Origin of the sequence: Bradyrhizobium sp. BR 1432, from assembly GCF_051547705.1 — a bacterium.
GTDB classification, from domain to species: domain Bacteria; phylum Pseudomonadota; class Alphaproteobacteria; order Rhizobiales; family Xanthobacteraceae; genus Bradyrhizobium; species Bradyrhizobium zhanjiangense.
This window is the reverse complement of sequence record NZ_JBPUGF010000003.1, coordinates 4,246,533-4,259,949: the sequence shown is the minus strand read 5'-3', so window position 1 is coordinate 4,259,949 and position 13,417 is coordinate 4,246,533. Positions and strand designations below refer to the sequence as shown.

The window sequence follows — 13,417 nt, the reverse complement described above, 5'->3', positions numbered from 1 at the left end:
GCGGAGACAGTCTGGATTGCTTCGTCGCACCAGCGCAAAATTGCTACGCAATTTTGTCGCGGGCTCCTCGCAATGACGACGAATTAAGCGTAACTCCGCATCGCCTCGGCGCGGCCGCTCGCCTCGACCTCGGTGCGCGGGCGTAGCCGTGTCAGCGCCAGCATCATGCCGACGCCATAGGCGAGCGACACGATCGAGGAGCCGCCATAGGAGATGAACGGCAGCGTCATGCCCTTTGCGGGGATGAGCTGCAGGTTCACCGACATGTTGATCGCCGCCTGCACGCCGAACAGGATCGCAAGGCCTGAGGCCGCAAAGCGCGAGAACATGTCCTCATTGGCATAGGCGCGCGACAGCGTGCGGATGACGACGAAGGCGAACAGAGCCAGCATCGCCAGGCACAGGATGATGCCGAACTCTTCGGCAGCAACAGCGAACACGAAATCGGTGTGGCTGTCCGGCAGGCTGCGCTTGGCGATGCCCTCGCCCGGTCCGAGGCCGAACCAGCCGCCATTGTAGAAGGCTTCCATGGCGGTATCGACCTGGAAGGTGTCGCCAGAGGCCGGGTTCATGAAGCGCCTGATGCGACCCGCTACGTGGGGAACAAAAGGTAGGCACTGAACAGGCCGGCCGCGGCGGCGCCCGCAAGGCCGAACACCCAGATCATGCGCATCCCTGCGATGAAGAACAGCGAGCCCCACACCATCAGGATCAGCATGGTCTGGCCGAAGTCCGGCTCCATCACCAGCAGCGCGACCAGCGTCAAGAGCAGCGCCAGCGCCATCGAGGTCGCCGGCATCTCCGGCCGCTTGGTCGATTCCGCGAACAGCCAGGCCGCGATGACGACGAATGACGGCTTTGCGATCTCGGAGGCCTGGATGTTGATGCCGAGCAGCGTGATCCAGCGCCGAGAGCCCTTCACCTCAGGACCGATCGCGAGCGTCACCACGATCAGGATGATGCTGACCGTGAAGATGATCAGCGCGCTCCTGCGGATCGCGCGCGGTGAGAGGAACGAGACGCCAAGCAGCACCAGGCAGGACGGCGCCAGGAACATCACGTGGCGGCTGAAGAAATGGAAGGGATCGAGCCCGATACGGGTCGCAACCGGCGGGCTCGCCGCCAGCGACAGGATCACGCCGGTCAGCATCAGCGCCAAAATGGCGCCCATCAGCGGCTTGTCGACGGTCCACCACCACTCGGAAAAGGGGGTGCGTTCTTCACGGGAGAGCATGGGCGGCCGCTTTCGGACAGAGGTCCGTCCATTGGTCGCCGAGGTTGGTTACCGGGGGGTTAATGAATCGCGGATGTTTGGAGATGATCCCCGCTGCCGCCACAAAACACACTGTCATGCCCCGCGAAGGCGGGGCATCCAGTACGCCGCGGCACCTCGGCTCGAGCACCGTCTCTGGGATACTGGATCGCCCGGTCAAGCCGGCCGACGACAGCGGAGTGTGACGCACGTGTTCCCTACACCACCGGCTTCACGCCCGGCAGCGCTTGCACCAGCTCGCGGAACTTGGTGCCGCGGATCTCGAAATTGCGGTACTGGTCGAAGGAGGCGCAAGCGGGCGACAGCAGCACGACTGCGTCGGTGAGCCCTGAGGCTTCTGCGTCGCGCGCGGCGTGCTCGACGGCAACGTCCAGCGTCTGGCTGATCTCGTGCGCAACCTCGCTGCCCAGCGTGCCGGAAAATTCCTGCGCGGCCTCGCCGATCAGATAGGCCTTGCGAATGCGCGGGAAGAAGCCGGTCAGGCTGGTGATGCCGCCGGCCTTCGGCTTGCCGCCGGCGATCCAGAAGATGTCGGCGAAGGACGACAGCGCGTGCGCGGTGGCGTCGGCATTGGTGCCCTTGGAATCGTTGACGAACAGCACGTTGCCGCGGCGGCCGACCTGCTCCATGCGATGGGCAAGGCCCGGAAAGCTGCGCAGGCCGCTCTGGAGCACATCGAGATTGATGCCCATCGCGAGCGCGGCGGCGGCGGCGCAGGCGGCATTCTGCGCGTTGTGCTGGCCGCGCAGCGAGCCGATGCCGCCGAGCGCGGCGATCTCGCTGCGGGCGCCGCCCGAGGTGCGCACGATATTCCCATGCTCGACATGGATGCCGCTCGCCAGCGGATTCTTGACGGAAATGCGCACCACGTTCTTACCCGCGCGGTCGAGCCGGTCGGCGATGTCACGGCAAAAACCGTCGTCGACGCCAACGATCGAGGTGCCGCCCCCCTGCACACCGGCAACGAGACGCTCCTTCACCGCGGCGTAATGGGCAACCGTGCCGTGGCGGTCGATGTGGTCTTCGCTGACATTGAGTAGGATGCCGACGGAGGGATCAAGCGAGGGCGTGAGATCGATCTGATAGGACGACATCTCGATGACGTGGACGCGGCCCATGCGCGGCGGCTCCAGCGACAGGATCGCGGTGCCGATATTGCCGCCCATCTGGGTGTCGTAGCCGGCGACTTTCGTCAGGTGCGCAATCAGCGCCGTCGTGGTCGACTTGCCGTTGGTGCCGGTGATGGCGACAAACGGCGCCTCCGGCGCGTGGCGGCGCCGCTCGCGGCAGAACAGCTCGATGTCGCCGATCACCTCGACGCCCGCCTCGCGCGCCTTCAGCACGCTCCAGTGTGGCACCGGATGGGTCAGCGGCACGCCGGGCGCCAGCACGAGCGCGGCGAAACTCGCCCAGGAGATGTTGCGCAAATCCGCGGTGACGAAACCGGCCTGCGCCGCCTTGGCGACGTTCTCGGCATTGTCGTCGGCGGCGATCACCTCGGCACCACCGGCTTTCAACGCATGGCAGGAGGCGAGCCCCGAACCGCCGAGGCCGAACACAGCGACAGTCTTGCCGGCAAAGGATGTGACCGGGATCATCGCGCGACCGTCAGCGCAGCTTCAGGGTGGAGAGCCCGGCGAGCGCCAGCATCACCGAGATGATCCAGAAGCGGATCACGATCTGCGGCTCGGTCCAGCCGAGCTGCTCGAAATGATGATGGATCGGCGCCATCCGGAAGATGCGTTTTCCGGTGAGCTTGAACGACACCACCTGCACGATGACGGAGACCGCCTCCAGCACGAACAGGCCGCCGATCACCGCGAGCACGATCTCGTGCTTCACCGCGACCGCGATGGCGCCGAGCATTCCGCCAAGCGCGAGCGAGCCGGTGTCCCCCATGAAGATCGAGGCCGGCGGCGCGTTGAACCAGAGGAAGCCGAGGCCCGCCCCTAGCAGCGCGCCGCAGAGCACGGCGAGTTCGCCGGTGCCCGCGACATATTTGATCTGGAGATATTCGGCGAACACGGCGTTGCCGGCGAGATAAGCGATCATCGCAAAGCTCGCGGTCGCAATCATCACCGGCACGATGGCGAGGCCGTCGAGACCGTCGGTGAGGTTCACCGCGTTGCCGGAGCCGACGATAACGAAGGCGCCGAAGATGACGAAGAACCAGCCGAAATGCAGCACCGTGTCCTTCAGGAACGGAATCGTCAGCGCGGTCGACGCGGGATCGCGGTTCAGCCGCACCAGCGCGTAGCAGGCGACCAGCGCGATCGCCGCCTCGATCAGCAGGCGAAGCTTGCTGCCGAACCCGGTCGTGGTCTGCTTGGTGACCTTGAGGTAATCGTCATAGAAGCCGACGAAGCCGAAGCCGAGCGTCACCGCCAGCACGATCCAGACATAGGGGTTGAGCGGATTGGCCCACAGCACCGTGCCAACGGTCAGGCCGGACAGGATCATCAGCCCGCCCATGGTGGGCGTGCCCTTCTTGGCGAGGTGCGATTGCGGACCGTCGGTGCGGATCGGCTGGCCCTTGCCCTGGCGGATGCGCAAGTGATCGATGATCCATGGTCCGAACAGGAACACGAACAGCGCGCCGGTGACGACGGCGCCGCCGGTGCGGAAGGTGATGTAGCGGAAGACGTTCAGGAAGGTGCGAAATGCACCGAAGCCCGGAAATGTGTTGGAGAGCTCGATCAGCCAGTAAAACATTCAGACGGTCCTATGGCGCCTTTGCATGCGCGGCCTTGGCATTGTTCTTGGCCTCAACGTGCCTCACGCGCATTCGCTGGCCTTCATCATCGGGGCGGGCGCGACCTCAGGGACAACGCACGGCTTCGCACCGCAAAGGGGGATTCGGGAACAGCGCCTTCCAAGCAGTTTACGCCTTTGCCTGCAAGGCGGCCACCAGGCCCGGCACAAACTTGTTGACCCAGAACATCTTCTTGCTGCCCTTGACAACCACGACGTCGCCTGCCTTCAGCAGGCTCGCAACCTCGTCCGGCTTCAGCGTGGCGGGATCGTCGTGCCAGCCGAGGCCCTTGCCTGACGGCAGCACGTCGAAGAGGTGGCGCATCAGGGACCCGACACAATAGACGCCGTCGATGCCTTCGAGATGCTTGGCGAGGCCGGTGTGGTAGCTTGGTGCGTCAGCACCCAGCTCCAGCATGTCGCCGAGCACCGCAATGCGGCGCCCGCCAGTCATGTTGCGCGCCTGCAGGCTTTGCAGCGCAGCAGCGACGCTGGCCGGGTTGCCGTTGAAACTGTCGTCGATCACGGTGATGCCGCCGACCGCCTGCTCGACGCCGCGGCCGGTCATGATGCCGACCCGGTCGAGTTTGATCGCGAGCGTCGCCGCATCGAGGTTCGCCGCGCGGATCGCGGCGAGCGCGGCCAGCGCATTCTGTACGCGGTGCGGCGCGCCCGGCGTGAGGCTGAAGGCGATCTCCTTCTTGCCGAGCTTGGCCACGACCTGCCAGCTCTCGCCATGCGGGGCGTGCGCGATCTCGTGCACCTCGGCATGCTCGCCGAAGCGCACCACCGTGCCTTTCCAATCCGGCGCCTTGATCCCGGCGGGCAGCACCAGCACGCCGTCCTCGGGCAGGCCGAGCGCGATCGAGACCTTCTCGCGCCTGATCGCTTCGAGCGAGCCGAGCTTTTCCAAATGCACCGGCTGGACGTTGACGACGAGCGCGACCGTCGGCCGCGTCAACTCGCTGAGCCGCGCGATTTCGCCGGGCTGGTTCATGCCCATCTCGACGACCCAGAGGCTGGCGTCCGGCCTGGCGTTGCACAGCGTCAGCGGCACGCCCCAGAAATTGTTGAAGCTCGACGGGCTGGCATAGGCGTTGGGGTAAGCGGCCAGAAACTCCTTGGTGCTGGTCTTGCCGGCGCTGCCGGTGAGCCCGATCACCGGACCGCCAAAGCGAGCGCGTGCGGCGCGCGCAAGGCCCCACAGGCCGTCGATCAGTGTGTCCTTCACGACGATCTGAGGAATGCGGATGCCTGCGATCTCATGCGGCACGATCATCGCGACCGCCCCGGAGGCTTCCGCCTTGTCCGCGAACTCCCAGCCGTCACGCGCGCTGGCGAAGGCGGAGACGAAGCCGCCACTCGGCGTGCCGCTCAGCGCGACGAACAGGCTGCCCGGTTTCACCAGGCGGCTGTCCTGGGTGACGAAATCGATCGGCGTATCCGGGAATGATCCACCGACGCCCAGCGCGCGCGCCACCTCGGCAACCGTCCATATCGGCGCGCTCATGCAATCCTCGATGCTAGTGCGGCGGCGACCGCCTCGTGATCACTGAAGGGCAAGATCTCGCCGCCGACGATCTGCCCGGTCTCGTGGCCCTTGCCGGCGATGAGGAGCGCATCGCCCTCCTGCAAGTCCTCGATCGCCGCGCGGATCGCAGCAGTGCGGTCGCCGATTTCGCGAGCCCCCTTTGCGGTCGCGAGGATCGCCGCGCGGATCGCTTCCGGCTTCTCGCTGCGCGGATTGTCGTCGGTGATGATGACGCCGTCGGCATTCTCGGCCGCGATCTCGCCCATGATCGGCCGCTTGCCGGCATCGCGATCGCCACCGGCGCCGAACACGACGACCAGCCTGCGCCTGGCGTAGGGACGCAGCGCCTGCAAAGCCTTCGCCAGCGCATCGGGTTTATGCGCGTAGTCGACGAAGATCGGCGCGCCGTTGCGCTCGCCGACGCGTTCGAGACGGCCCTTGGCGCCTTCGAGATGTTCGAGGCTCGCGAACACGTTTGCCGCATCGCTGCCGGTGCCGATGGCAAGGCCGGCCGACACCAGCGCGTTCTCGATCTGAAACTCGCCGACCAGCGGGAGACGGACCTCATACCGCTTGCCGCGATGCTCGAGCGCGAGCGCTTGCGAAAAGCCCTCAACCTCGGCTCCGGCGAGACGAATGCCCTCGCCTGCCCCGCCGCCGTTGCGGCCGACTGCCATCACGCGCAGGCCGCGCGCCTTCGCCGCGTCAATGACGTCCACTGAACAATCATGATCGGCCGAGATCACCGCTGCTCCGTCAGGGGCGACCAGCTCGCGGAACAGGCGGAGCTTGGCCGCGAGATAATGTGCGACGGTCGGATGATAGTCCATGTGGTCGCGCGAGAGATTGGTGAAGCCGCCGGCGCAGACGCGCACGCCGTCGAGGCGGTACTGGTCGAGCCCGTGCGAGGACGCCTCGAAGGCGAGATGCGTCACGCCGTCGCGCGCGATCTCGTCGATCTGCCGGTGCAGCGCGATCGGATCCGGCGTCGTCAGCGAGCCGTAGACGGTGCGCTTGGGCGAGACGAGGCCGATGGTGCCGATGCTGGCGGAGGCGTGCCCCAGCCGCTCCCATATCTGGCGCGTGAAGGCTGCGACCGAGGTCTTGCCGCTGGTGCCGGTCACCGCGGCAATCGTCGCGGGCTGTGCGGGAAAGAATTTTGCCGCCGCCAGTGCCAGAGCGCGGCGTGGATTGGCGACCGTGACGAACGGCACCTTGCGACCATCAGGTGCATGGTCGCCGACGACGGCCACCGCGCCTGCGGCGACCGCAGCATCGATGAAGCGCGCGCCGTCGGTCTTGCTGCCCGCAAGTGCGAAGAAGAGATCGCCCGGCCTGACCTGGCGGCTGTCGAGCGCAAGGCCGCTCACATCGAGCGCCGTGGCAGCGGGCTCGATTGCGGCATCATTGCCTAGCAGTTCGCGCAGCTTCATGGTGTTCCAGTCGACACGCCGTGCCGGAAAGCCGAATCTTCGGAAAAGCCCCGACTCAGCAGCGGCAACGGCCTACCCGGTTGATTACTGGGTTGTCCTGGATGCTGCAAGAATAAGGCGGTCGGACGGCGGCAGGTCGAACCGCGGCTCGACGCCCAGAAGCGGCGCGATTCGCTCGATCACCTTGCCGCCCGTCGGCACCGCGTTCCAGCCCGACGTGATGAAACCCTTGGTTTCAGGAATCGCCTGCGGCTCGTCCAGCATGATCAGGATGTGATATTTCGGATCGTCGCAGGGCATGACCGCGGTGAAGGAGTTGAGCACCCGCTTCTTGGCATAGCGCCCGTTGATGACCTTCTCGGACGTGCCGGTCTTGCCGCCGACGTAGTAGCCCTTGATGTCCGCGGTCTTGGCGGTACCGATCTCGGCATTGAGCCGCATCAGATACCGCATCTTGTCGCTGGTATCCTGCTTGATCACGCGCTTGGCCAGCGCCGCCGCTTCCGCTTCGCTGCGCTTCATGAAGGTCGGCGGAATCAGATAGCCGCCATTCACCAATGCGTTGATGCCCATCACCGCCTGGAGCGGCGCCACCGAGAGGCCCTGGCCGAAGGCTGCCGTGACCGTGTTCAGCTCGCTCCAGCGGCGCGGGATCAGCGGCGCCGCGCTCTCCGGCAGCTCGGTGCGCAGCCGCGTCAACTGGCCCATCTTGGCGAGGAACGCCTTGTGCGCCTCGAACGCCCTGGCTGAGCGCGATCCGCGCCGCGCCGATGTTGGACGAGAAGGTGAACACTTCCTTGGTGTTGATGAAACGCCCGAGCGGGTGGCTGTCGTGGATGGTGAACTTGCCGTAGTGCAGATTTCCGCGCGCATCCCACGACGAGTTCAGGTTGATCTTGCCGGAATCGAGCGCCATCGCCAGCGTGAACGCCTTGAAGGTCGAGCCCATCTCGTAGACGCCGGTGGTCAGGCGGTTGATGCGGTCGGGGTCGTGCGCTTCCTTCGGATTGTTGGGATCGAAGTCCGGCAGGGAGACCATCGCCACGATCTCGCCGGTCTTGACGTTGGAGACGATGCCGGAGGCGGCCTTGGCGTGGAACTTGTCCTTGGCCTTCAACAGCTCGTCACGGAGCGCATGCTCGACGCGCAGATCGACCGAGAGCTCGATCGGCTTCTGCAACCGGTCGGTGGCAAAGCCGGCGCGATGGAGATCGGCGAGCCCTTGATTGTCGAGCCACTTCTCCAGCCCGGCGATGCCCTGGTTGTCGATATTGACGAGACCGATGAGGTGGGCGACTTCGTTGCCGGTCGGATAGACGCGCTTGTTCTCGCGCAGGAAGCCGATGCCGGGAATGCCGAGCTTGTGGATGTCCTGCTGCTGCTTCGACGTGACCTCGCGCTTGAGCCAAACGAAGCCCTTGCGCGTCTTCAGGCGCTCGCGCACCTCGGCCTCGTCGAGGTCGGGCACGGTGGCGGTCAGAAGCTCGATCGCCTCGTCCTTGTCGATGATGCGGCGTGGCTCGCCGAACAGGCTCGCCGCCTTGACGTCGGTTGCCAGGATCGCACCGTTGCGGTCGACGATGTCGGGCCGCGCGGTCGCGACCACTTCCTGCGCCGCGGCGCGGCGTGCACCGTGGGCGTCGGCGCCGATCGCGAACATCACGAGGCGGCCGCCGATCAGGGCATAGACCGAGGCGAAGGCGAGCATTGCGAGGCCAACACGCGCGCGCGCCTTCGCCGCGCGATCGACATTGCGCCCGTAGAGCAGGCTGCGGATCAGCCGCTGCCGCCAAGGCTCGGTCGGCTTTTCCATGGGTTTTGCCGGGATCGGAGCGCTCATTGATTGTCCTCCGGCTGAGGCACGGAGCCCGTCACGGTCTCGGGATCGCTGGCGGCTTCGATGGTGTTGAGCATCGCTCCGATCGGGTCGGGCTCACCCGGTCTGAACATCCGCGGCGGGCGCTCCGGCAGGTTCTTCAGCGAGTCATATTGCGTGCCGTTGACCGGCTTGAGCGACAGATGCCGGTCTGACAATCCTTGCAGGCGCAGCGGCGCATCGAGCTTGGCCCATTCGGCGCGCAGCGAGGCGATCGCATCGCGCTGCTCCCGGATCTCCGCATGCAGCCGCAGCACCTTCTCGGTGCGCGCGGTGGAGTCCATCTTGATCCGGTAGACATGGGCCGCCGCGAAGATCAGCGCGCCGATGACGAGGAGGTGGATGAAGCGCATGCGCTAGCCGCCCCTCATGACGTCGGAGAGTCTCGGCCAGGACGATGGCTCGCCATCGTCATGCGCGGGCGCCGAGGTGCGCTCGGCGGCGCGCAGCTTTGCGGAGCGCGCACGCGGGTTATGCGCCACTTCGTCTTCACCGGCGACGACCGGCCGCCGCGTCAGCAGCTGGAAGCTCGGCGCGGCCTGCGCGACTTCCGGCAGATGCCGCGAGCCGCCGCCGCTCTTGGAACGTGAGGCGAGAAAATTCTTGACGATGCGGTCTTCCAGCGAATGGAACGAGACCACGACGAGGCGGCCGCCGGGCTTGAGCACGCGCTCGGCCGCAGCGAGCGCCGTCTGGAGTTCCTCGAGCTCTTCGTTGATGAAGATGCGCAGCGCCTGGAACGTCCGCGTCGCCGGGTGAATGTCCCCGGGCTTCGAGCGCACGACCCTGCCGACGAGATCGGCGAGCGCGCGCGTCGTCGTGAACGGCGTCTCCTGCCGATCTGCAACGATGGCACGGGCGATGCGGCGCGAATGCCGCTCCTCGCCGAAGAGATAGATGATGTCGGCGAGATCGCCTTCGGAGGCGCGCGCGACGACGTCCGCCGCGGTCGGGCCCGCCTGCCCCATCCGCATGTCGAGCGGACCGTCGAGACGGAAGGAGAAGCCGCGGCCGGCCTGGTCGAGCTGCATCGAGGACACGCCGACATCCATCACGACGCCATCGATCGCCTCGACGCCCTGCGCCGCGCAGACCTCGGCGAGGTTGGAGAAGCGGTCTTCGACCAGCATGAGCCGGCCCGCAGAGCGTTCGACGAGCTCGGCACCGCCAGCGATCGCAGTACGATCGCGGTCAATGGCAATGAGCCGAGTTCCCGGCACATCGAGAATGGCGCGGCTGTAGCCGCCGGCGCCGAAGGTGGCATCGACGTAAATACCGCCCTCCCGCGGGGCGAGATGGTCGACGGCCTCGCGGCCGAGAACGGGAATGTGCGGAGCCGAGCTCATGCGCCACGCCTGCCGAACGCCCAGCCTGACGTCGATGCCAGATCGGGAACGAAACAGCCCATGACGCCTCGAATGATTCTGCGTCGCGGCGGTTCCACGACAAAGCCCTCGTCCTACATGATTACCGAGTCCGGTCGTCCCGGGCCGCAAGCCCAGTGTTCCCAGCGAATTTTGTCGGGCAGCCATGGGATTTCGAGCCAAAATACGCTTTGGCCGCCTCCGGACGCGGGTCGGCACTTCATCTCTCAGTAACGGCCCTTAGCGTTAAGAAAGCGTTGATCGGCTCGCGACAAGTCGAAATGGTGACGCTGTGGTGATGCTTCATCCACACACATGCGCCAAAATGCATTCGTTAACCGCGCCGCGCGATTGCGCGCGGCCGAGGGTAAAGGAATAGTAAAGAGAAGGGCTTGGCCCACACTCTTCGTCCAACTCGAGCTGTCCATGCCGTCCGGTTCGTCCACGCCGTCTGGATCTGATTCGAAGCGTCAACGCGTTCTGCCGGTTCCCAAAGCCGCGGCGGGCATGCGGACGTTCGATCCGGATTCCTCGATCGTCTCCGACATCATCCCTTCGCCGAACCATGGCGAGCGCGCCAAGGGACGCCAGCCGGACATGATCGTGCTGCACTACACCGGCATGCCCGATGTCGAGGGCGCGCTGGCGCGGCTGTGCACGGCGGGGACCGACGTGTCGGCGCACTACGTCGTGCTGGAGGACGGCCGCATCGTGCAATGCGTGCCCGAGGCCCGGCGCGCCTGGCACGCCGGCGTCGCGTCCTGGGCCGGCGAGGACGACATCAACTCCTGCTCGATCGGCATCGAGATCATCAATCGCGGGCATGACTGGGGCTATCCGGAGTATCCGCTGCGCCAGATCGCCGCCGTGATCGCGCTGTGCCGCGGCATCATGCTCCGCCGCAAGGTGCCGCCGCACCGGGTGCTCGGCCATTCCGACGTCGCGCCCGCGCGCAAGAAGGATCCCGGCGAAAAATTTCCGTGGCATTCGCTGGCCAATTCCGGCGTCGGCCACTGGGTGACGCCCGCCCCGGTCGTGCGCGGCGAGACCCTGATGCTCGGCACCATCAGCGACGCCGTGCTGAGCATGCAGCAGGCGCTCGCCAGATACGGCTACGGCGTGCCGCTGACCGGCAAATACGATGCCGCGACCATGGAAGTCATCACCGCCTTCCAGCGCCACTTCCGCCCGGCCCGTCTGGATGGTGTCGCCGATCATTCGACGCTATCGACATTGCAGGCGTTGCTGGCGAGCTTGCCGCAAGAGGGGACGCCTGTCGCGTCGAAGTGACGACGACGGCCACATACTCTGTCATTGCGAGCGAAGCGAAGCAATACAGACTGTCTCCGCGGAAACACTCTGGATAGCTTCGTTCACTCCTCGCAATGACGGAGCTCGTGGCGACTATCCCATCTCCCTCACCCGTCGCGCATACAGCCGCCGCAACGGCTCCAGCTGCGTCGCCTCCGTCGCCGCCCGATACGCCTCGCGCGCCTCGTCCTTGCGGCCGAGCCGCCGCAACAGATCCGCGCGCACCGCGGGCAACAGCTCGTAGCCATCAAGCCCGCCGCGCGCGGTGATCGCGTCGACAAGAGCGAGCGCACGTGAAGGTCCATCGACCATCGACACCGCCGCGGCATGATTCAGCTCGATCACCGGCGAGGGACTGATGCGCAGCAGGACTTCATAGAGCCCCGCAATCTGCGGCCAATCGGTCTCGTCAAAGCTGGTCGCGCGTGCATGCAGCGCCGCGATCGCGGCTTGCACGGCATAGGGTTGCGGCCGGCCCGGCAGGCGCAGCGCGTTCTCCACCAGGAGCAGGCCCTCCTCGATCTGCGCGCGATCCCACAGCGAGCGATCCTGTTCCTCTAGCAGCACGATATCGCCGGCCGGTGTCTCGCGCCCGCCGCGGCGCGCATCGTGCAGCAGCATCAACGCCAGCAGGCCCTTGATGCCGGCGCGATCGGGCATCAACCGGTCGAGCAGGCGGCCGAGCCGGATGGCCTCGACGGCGAAATCGGGCCGCATCAGGCCCGTACCCGAGGTCGCCACGTAGCCTTCGGTGAAGACGAGATAGATCACGGTGAGCACGCCGTCGAGCCGCGGCGCCAGCGCGTCGCGCTCGGGCACTTCGTAAGGAATACCGGCGAGGCGGATCTTCTGCTTGGCGCGAACGAGGCGCTGGGCCATCGCCTCCTCGCTGACGAGAAAGGCGCGCGCCACCTGCGCGGTGGAGAGCCCGCACACGGTGCGCAGCGTCAGCGCGATCTGGACTTCGGCTGCGAACGCGGGATGGCAGCAGGTGAAGATCAACCTGAGCATGTCGTCGTCGAGCATGGTCGGCGGCTCATCAGGCGCTTGCGCGTTCAGCTCGAGCTCGTGCACCAGCGCTTGCTGCTTGCCGCGAAAGATAGCCTGGCGGCGAATGCGGTCGATCGCCTTGTTGCGCGCGACATTGACCAGCCAGGCGCGCGGATTGTCGGGGACCTCGCAGGCCGGCCAGCGCTCCAGCGCGACGGCGAAGGCGTCCTGGAGTGCGTCCTCGGCGAGATCGAAATCACCGACGAGGCGGATCAGCGTGGCCAGCGCCCGCCCCGCCTCGTCACGGAAGATGGCTTCGATCTCGGAAGGGGTCATGTCACACGATCACTCTCCTCCCGTCATTCCCGGGCGCGGCAAGGCCGCGAGCCCGGAATGACGAAGGTGAGAGTTGTCACTTCTCATACACCCAGATCGGCCGCACCTCGATCGACCCGATGCGCGCGCTGGGAATCCGCGCCGCAATCTCGATCGCGGCGTCGAGATCCTTGGCCTCGATCAGATAGTAGCCGCCGAGCTGCTCGCGCGTTTCCGCGAACGGACCATCGGTCGTCAGCGTCTTGCCGTCGCGCACGCGCACGGTCGTCGCCGTCGTGGTCGGCTGCAAGCGGTCGCCGGCCTTGAAGTTGCCGCTCTGGATGATGCCTTGCGTGAAGGCCTGATATTCGGCCAGCATCTTCTGGCTGGTCGCCGCATCGTTCTTCGCGTATTCGACCTCGTTCTGATAGATCATCAGCAGATACTGCATTGCTTCACTCCTGTTGTTCGGCTGTGTTGCCGACATCCAGTCGAACGGGGCACGCTCCAAACGACGTCTCCAGGATAAATTATTTCGGGCCAAGCGTGCACGGCGATATCGGCTTGACGGAA

At 66.0% G+C, this 13,417-nt stretch carries 9 protein-coding genes and 2 pseudogenes; 1 reads left to right on the top strand and 10 read right to left on the bottom strand.

What is annotated here, in order from left to right:
* Positions 1–83: 83 nt before the first annotated feature.
* The 8 genes and pseudogenes from ftsW to rsmH form a co-directional block, all read right to left on the bottom strand.
* A pseudogene (gene ftsW, locus ACSKB8_RS20500) lies at positions 84–1,234 on the bottom strand (putative lipid II flippase FtsW).
* A gap of 236 nt (positions 1,235–1,470) precedes the next feature.
* On the bottom strand, positions 1,471–2,871 hold the full coding sequence (murD, locus tag ACSKB8_RS20495) for a UDP-N-acetylmuramoyl-L-alanine--D-glutamate ligase (RefSeq protein ID WP_438105985.1): 1,401 nt from the start codon (positions 2,869–2,871) through the stop codon (positions 1,471–1,473).
* A gap of 10 nt (positions 2,872–2,881) precedes the next feature.
* Positions 2,882–3,985, bottom strand: coding sequence for a phospho-N-acetylmuramoyl-pentapeptide-transferase (mraY, locus tag ACSKB8_RS20490; protein WP_091879224.1), 1,104 nt, complete (start codon positions 3,983–3,985; stop codon positions 2,882–2,884).
* Positions 3,986–4,154: 169 nt separating this feature from the next.
* Positions 4,155–5,534, bottom strand: coding sequence for a UDP-N-acetylmuramoyl-tripeptide--D-alanyl-D-alanine ligase (locus ACSKB8_RS20485; protein ID WP_370989317.1), 1,380 nt, complete (start codon positions 5,532–5,534; stop codon positions 4,155–4,157).
* Positions 5,531–6,988 carry a UDP-N-acetylmuramoyl-L-alanyl-D-glutamate--2,6-diaminopimelate ligase gene (locus ACSKB8_RS20480; RefSeq protein WP_438105982.1) on the bottom strand — a complete coding sequence of 486 codons (1,458 nt, stop codon included), beginning with the start codon at positions 6,986–6,988 and terminating at the stop codon, positions 5,531–5,533. Before ACSKB8_RS20480 ends, ACSKB8_RS20485 begins: the two co-directional genes overlap by 4 nt.
* An 84-nt stretch (positions 6,989–7,072) precedes the next feature.
* Positions 7,073–8,828: pseudogene (locus tag ACSKB8_RS20475) on the bottom strand (peptidoglycan D,D-transpeptidase FtsI family protein).
* Positions 8,825–9,217, bottom strand: a complete 393-nt coding sequence (gene ftsL / locus ACSKB8_RS20470) for a cell division protein FtsL (RefSeq protein ID WP_091879235.1) — start codon at positions 9,215–9,217, stop codon at positions 8,825–8,827. Before ftsL ends, ACSKB8_RS20475 begins: the two are co-directional and overlap by 4 nt.
* Before the next feature lie 3 nt (positions 9,218–9,220).
* Positions 9,221–10,210, bottom strand: a complete 990-nt coding sequence (gene rsmH / locus ACSKB8_RS20465; RefSeq protein ID WP_438105980.1) for a 16S rRNA (cytosine(1402)-N(4))-methyltransferase RsmH — start codon at positions 10,208–10,210, stop codon at positions 9,221–9,223.
* Positions 10,211–10,735: 525 nt separating this feature from the next.
* On the opposite strand from rsmH, the gene ACSKB8_RS20460 reads away from it, so the two are divergent.
* Complete coding sequence (locus tag ACSKB8_RS20460) at positions 10,736–11,518, top strand: N-acetylmuramoyl-L-alanine amidase (protein ID WP_438105978.1); 783 nt, start codon at positions 10,736–10,738, stop codon at positions 11,516–11,518.
* Between the two features lie 114 nt (positions 11,519–11,632).
* On the opposite strand, the gene ACSKB8_RS20455 is transcribed toward ACSKB8_RS20460, so the two are convergent.
* Positions 11,633–12,865: an RNA polymerase sigma factor gene (locus ACSKB8_RS20455; protein ID WP_438105976.1), complete on the bottom strand. Its 1,233-nt coding sequence runs from the start codon at positions 12,863–12,865 to the stop codon at positions 11,633–11,635.
* Positions 12,866–12,941: 76 nt separating this feature from the next.
* Positions 12,942–13,295, bottom strand: a complete 354-nt coding sequence (locus ACSKB8_RS20450) for a YciI family protein (RefSeq protein WP_438105974.1) — start codon at positions 13,293–13,295, stop codon at positions 12,942–12,944.
* Between the last annotated feature and the right edge of the window lie 122 nt (positions 13,296–13,417).

Coding starts and splice junctions, on each gene's coding strand:
- ACSKB8_RS20460 (WP_438105978.1), top strand. CDS start 10,736: ATGCGGACGTTCGATCCGGATTCCTCGATCGTCTCCGACATCATCCCT.
- ACSKB8_RS20485 (WP_370989317.1), bottom strand. CDS start 5,534: ATGAGCGCGCCGATATGGACGGTTGCCGAGGTGGCGCGCGCGCTGGGC.
- murD (WP_438105985.1), bottom strand. CDS start 2,871: ATGATCCCGGTCACATCCTTTGCCGGCAAGACTGTCGCTGTGTTCGGC.
- rsmH (WP_438105980.1), bottom strand. CDS start 10,210: ATGAGCTCGGCTCCGCACATTCCCGTTCTCGGCCGCGAGGCCGTCGAC.
- ftsL (WP_091879235.1), bottom strand. CDS start 9,217: ATGCGCTTCATCCACCTCCTCGTCATCGGCGCGCTGATCTTCGCGGCG.
- mraY (WP_091879224.1), bottom strand. CDS start 3,985: ATGTTTTACTGGCTGATCGAGCTCTCCAACACATTTCCGGGCTTCGGT.
- ACSKB8_RS20480 (WP_438105982.1), bottom strand. CDS start 6,988: ATGAAGCTGCGCGAACTGCTAGGCAATGATGCCGCAATCGAGCCCGCT.
- ACSKB8_RS20455 (WP_438105976.1), bottom strand. CDS start 12,865: ATGACCCCTTCCGAGATCGAAGCCATCTTCCGTGACGAGGCGGGGCGG.
- ACSKB8_RS20450 (WP_438105974.1), bottom strand. CDS start 13,295: ATGCAGTATCTGCTGATGATCTATCAGAACGAGGTCGAATACGCGAAG.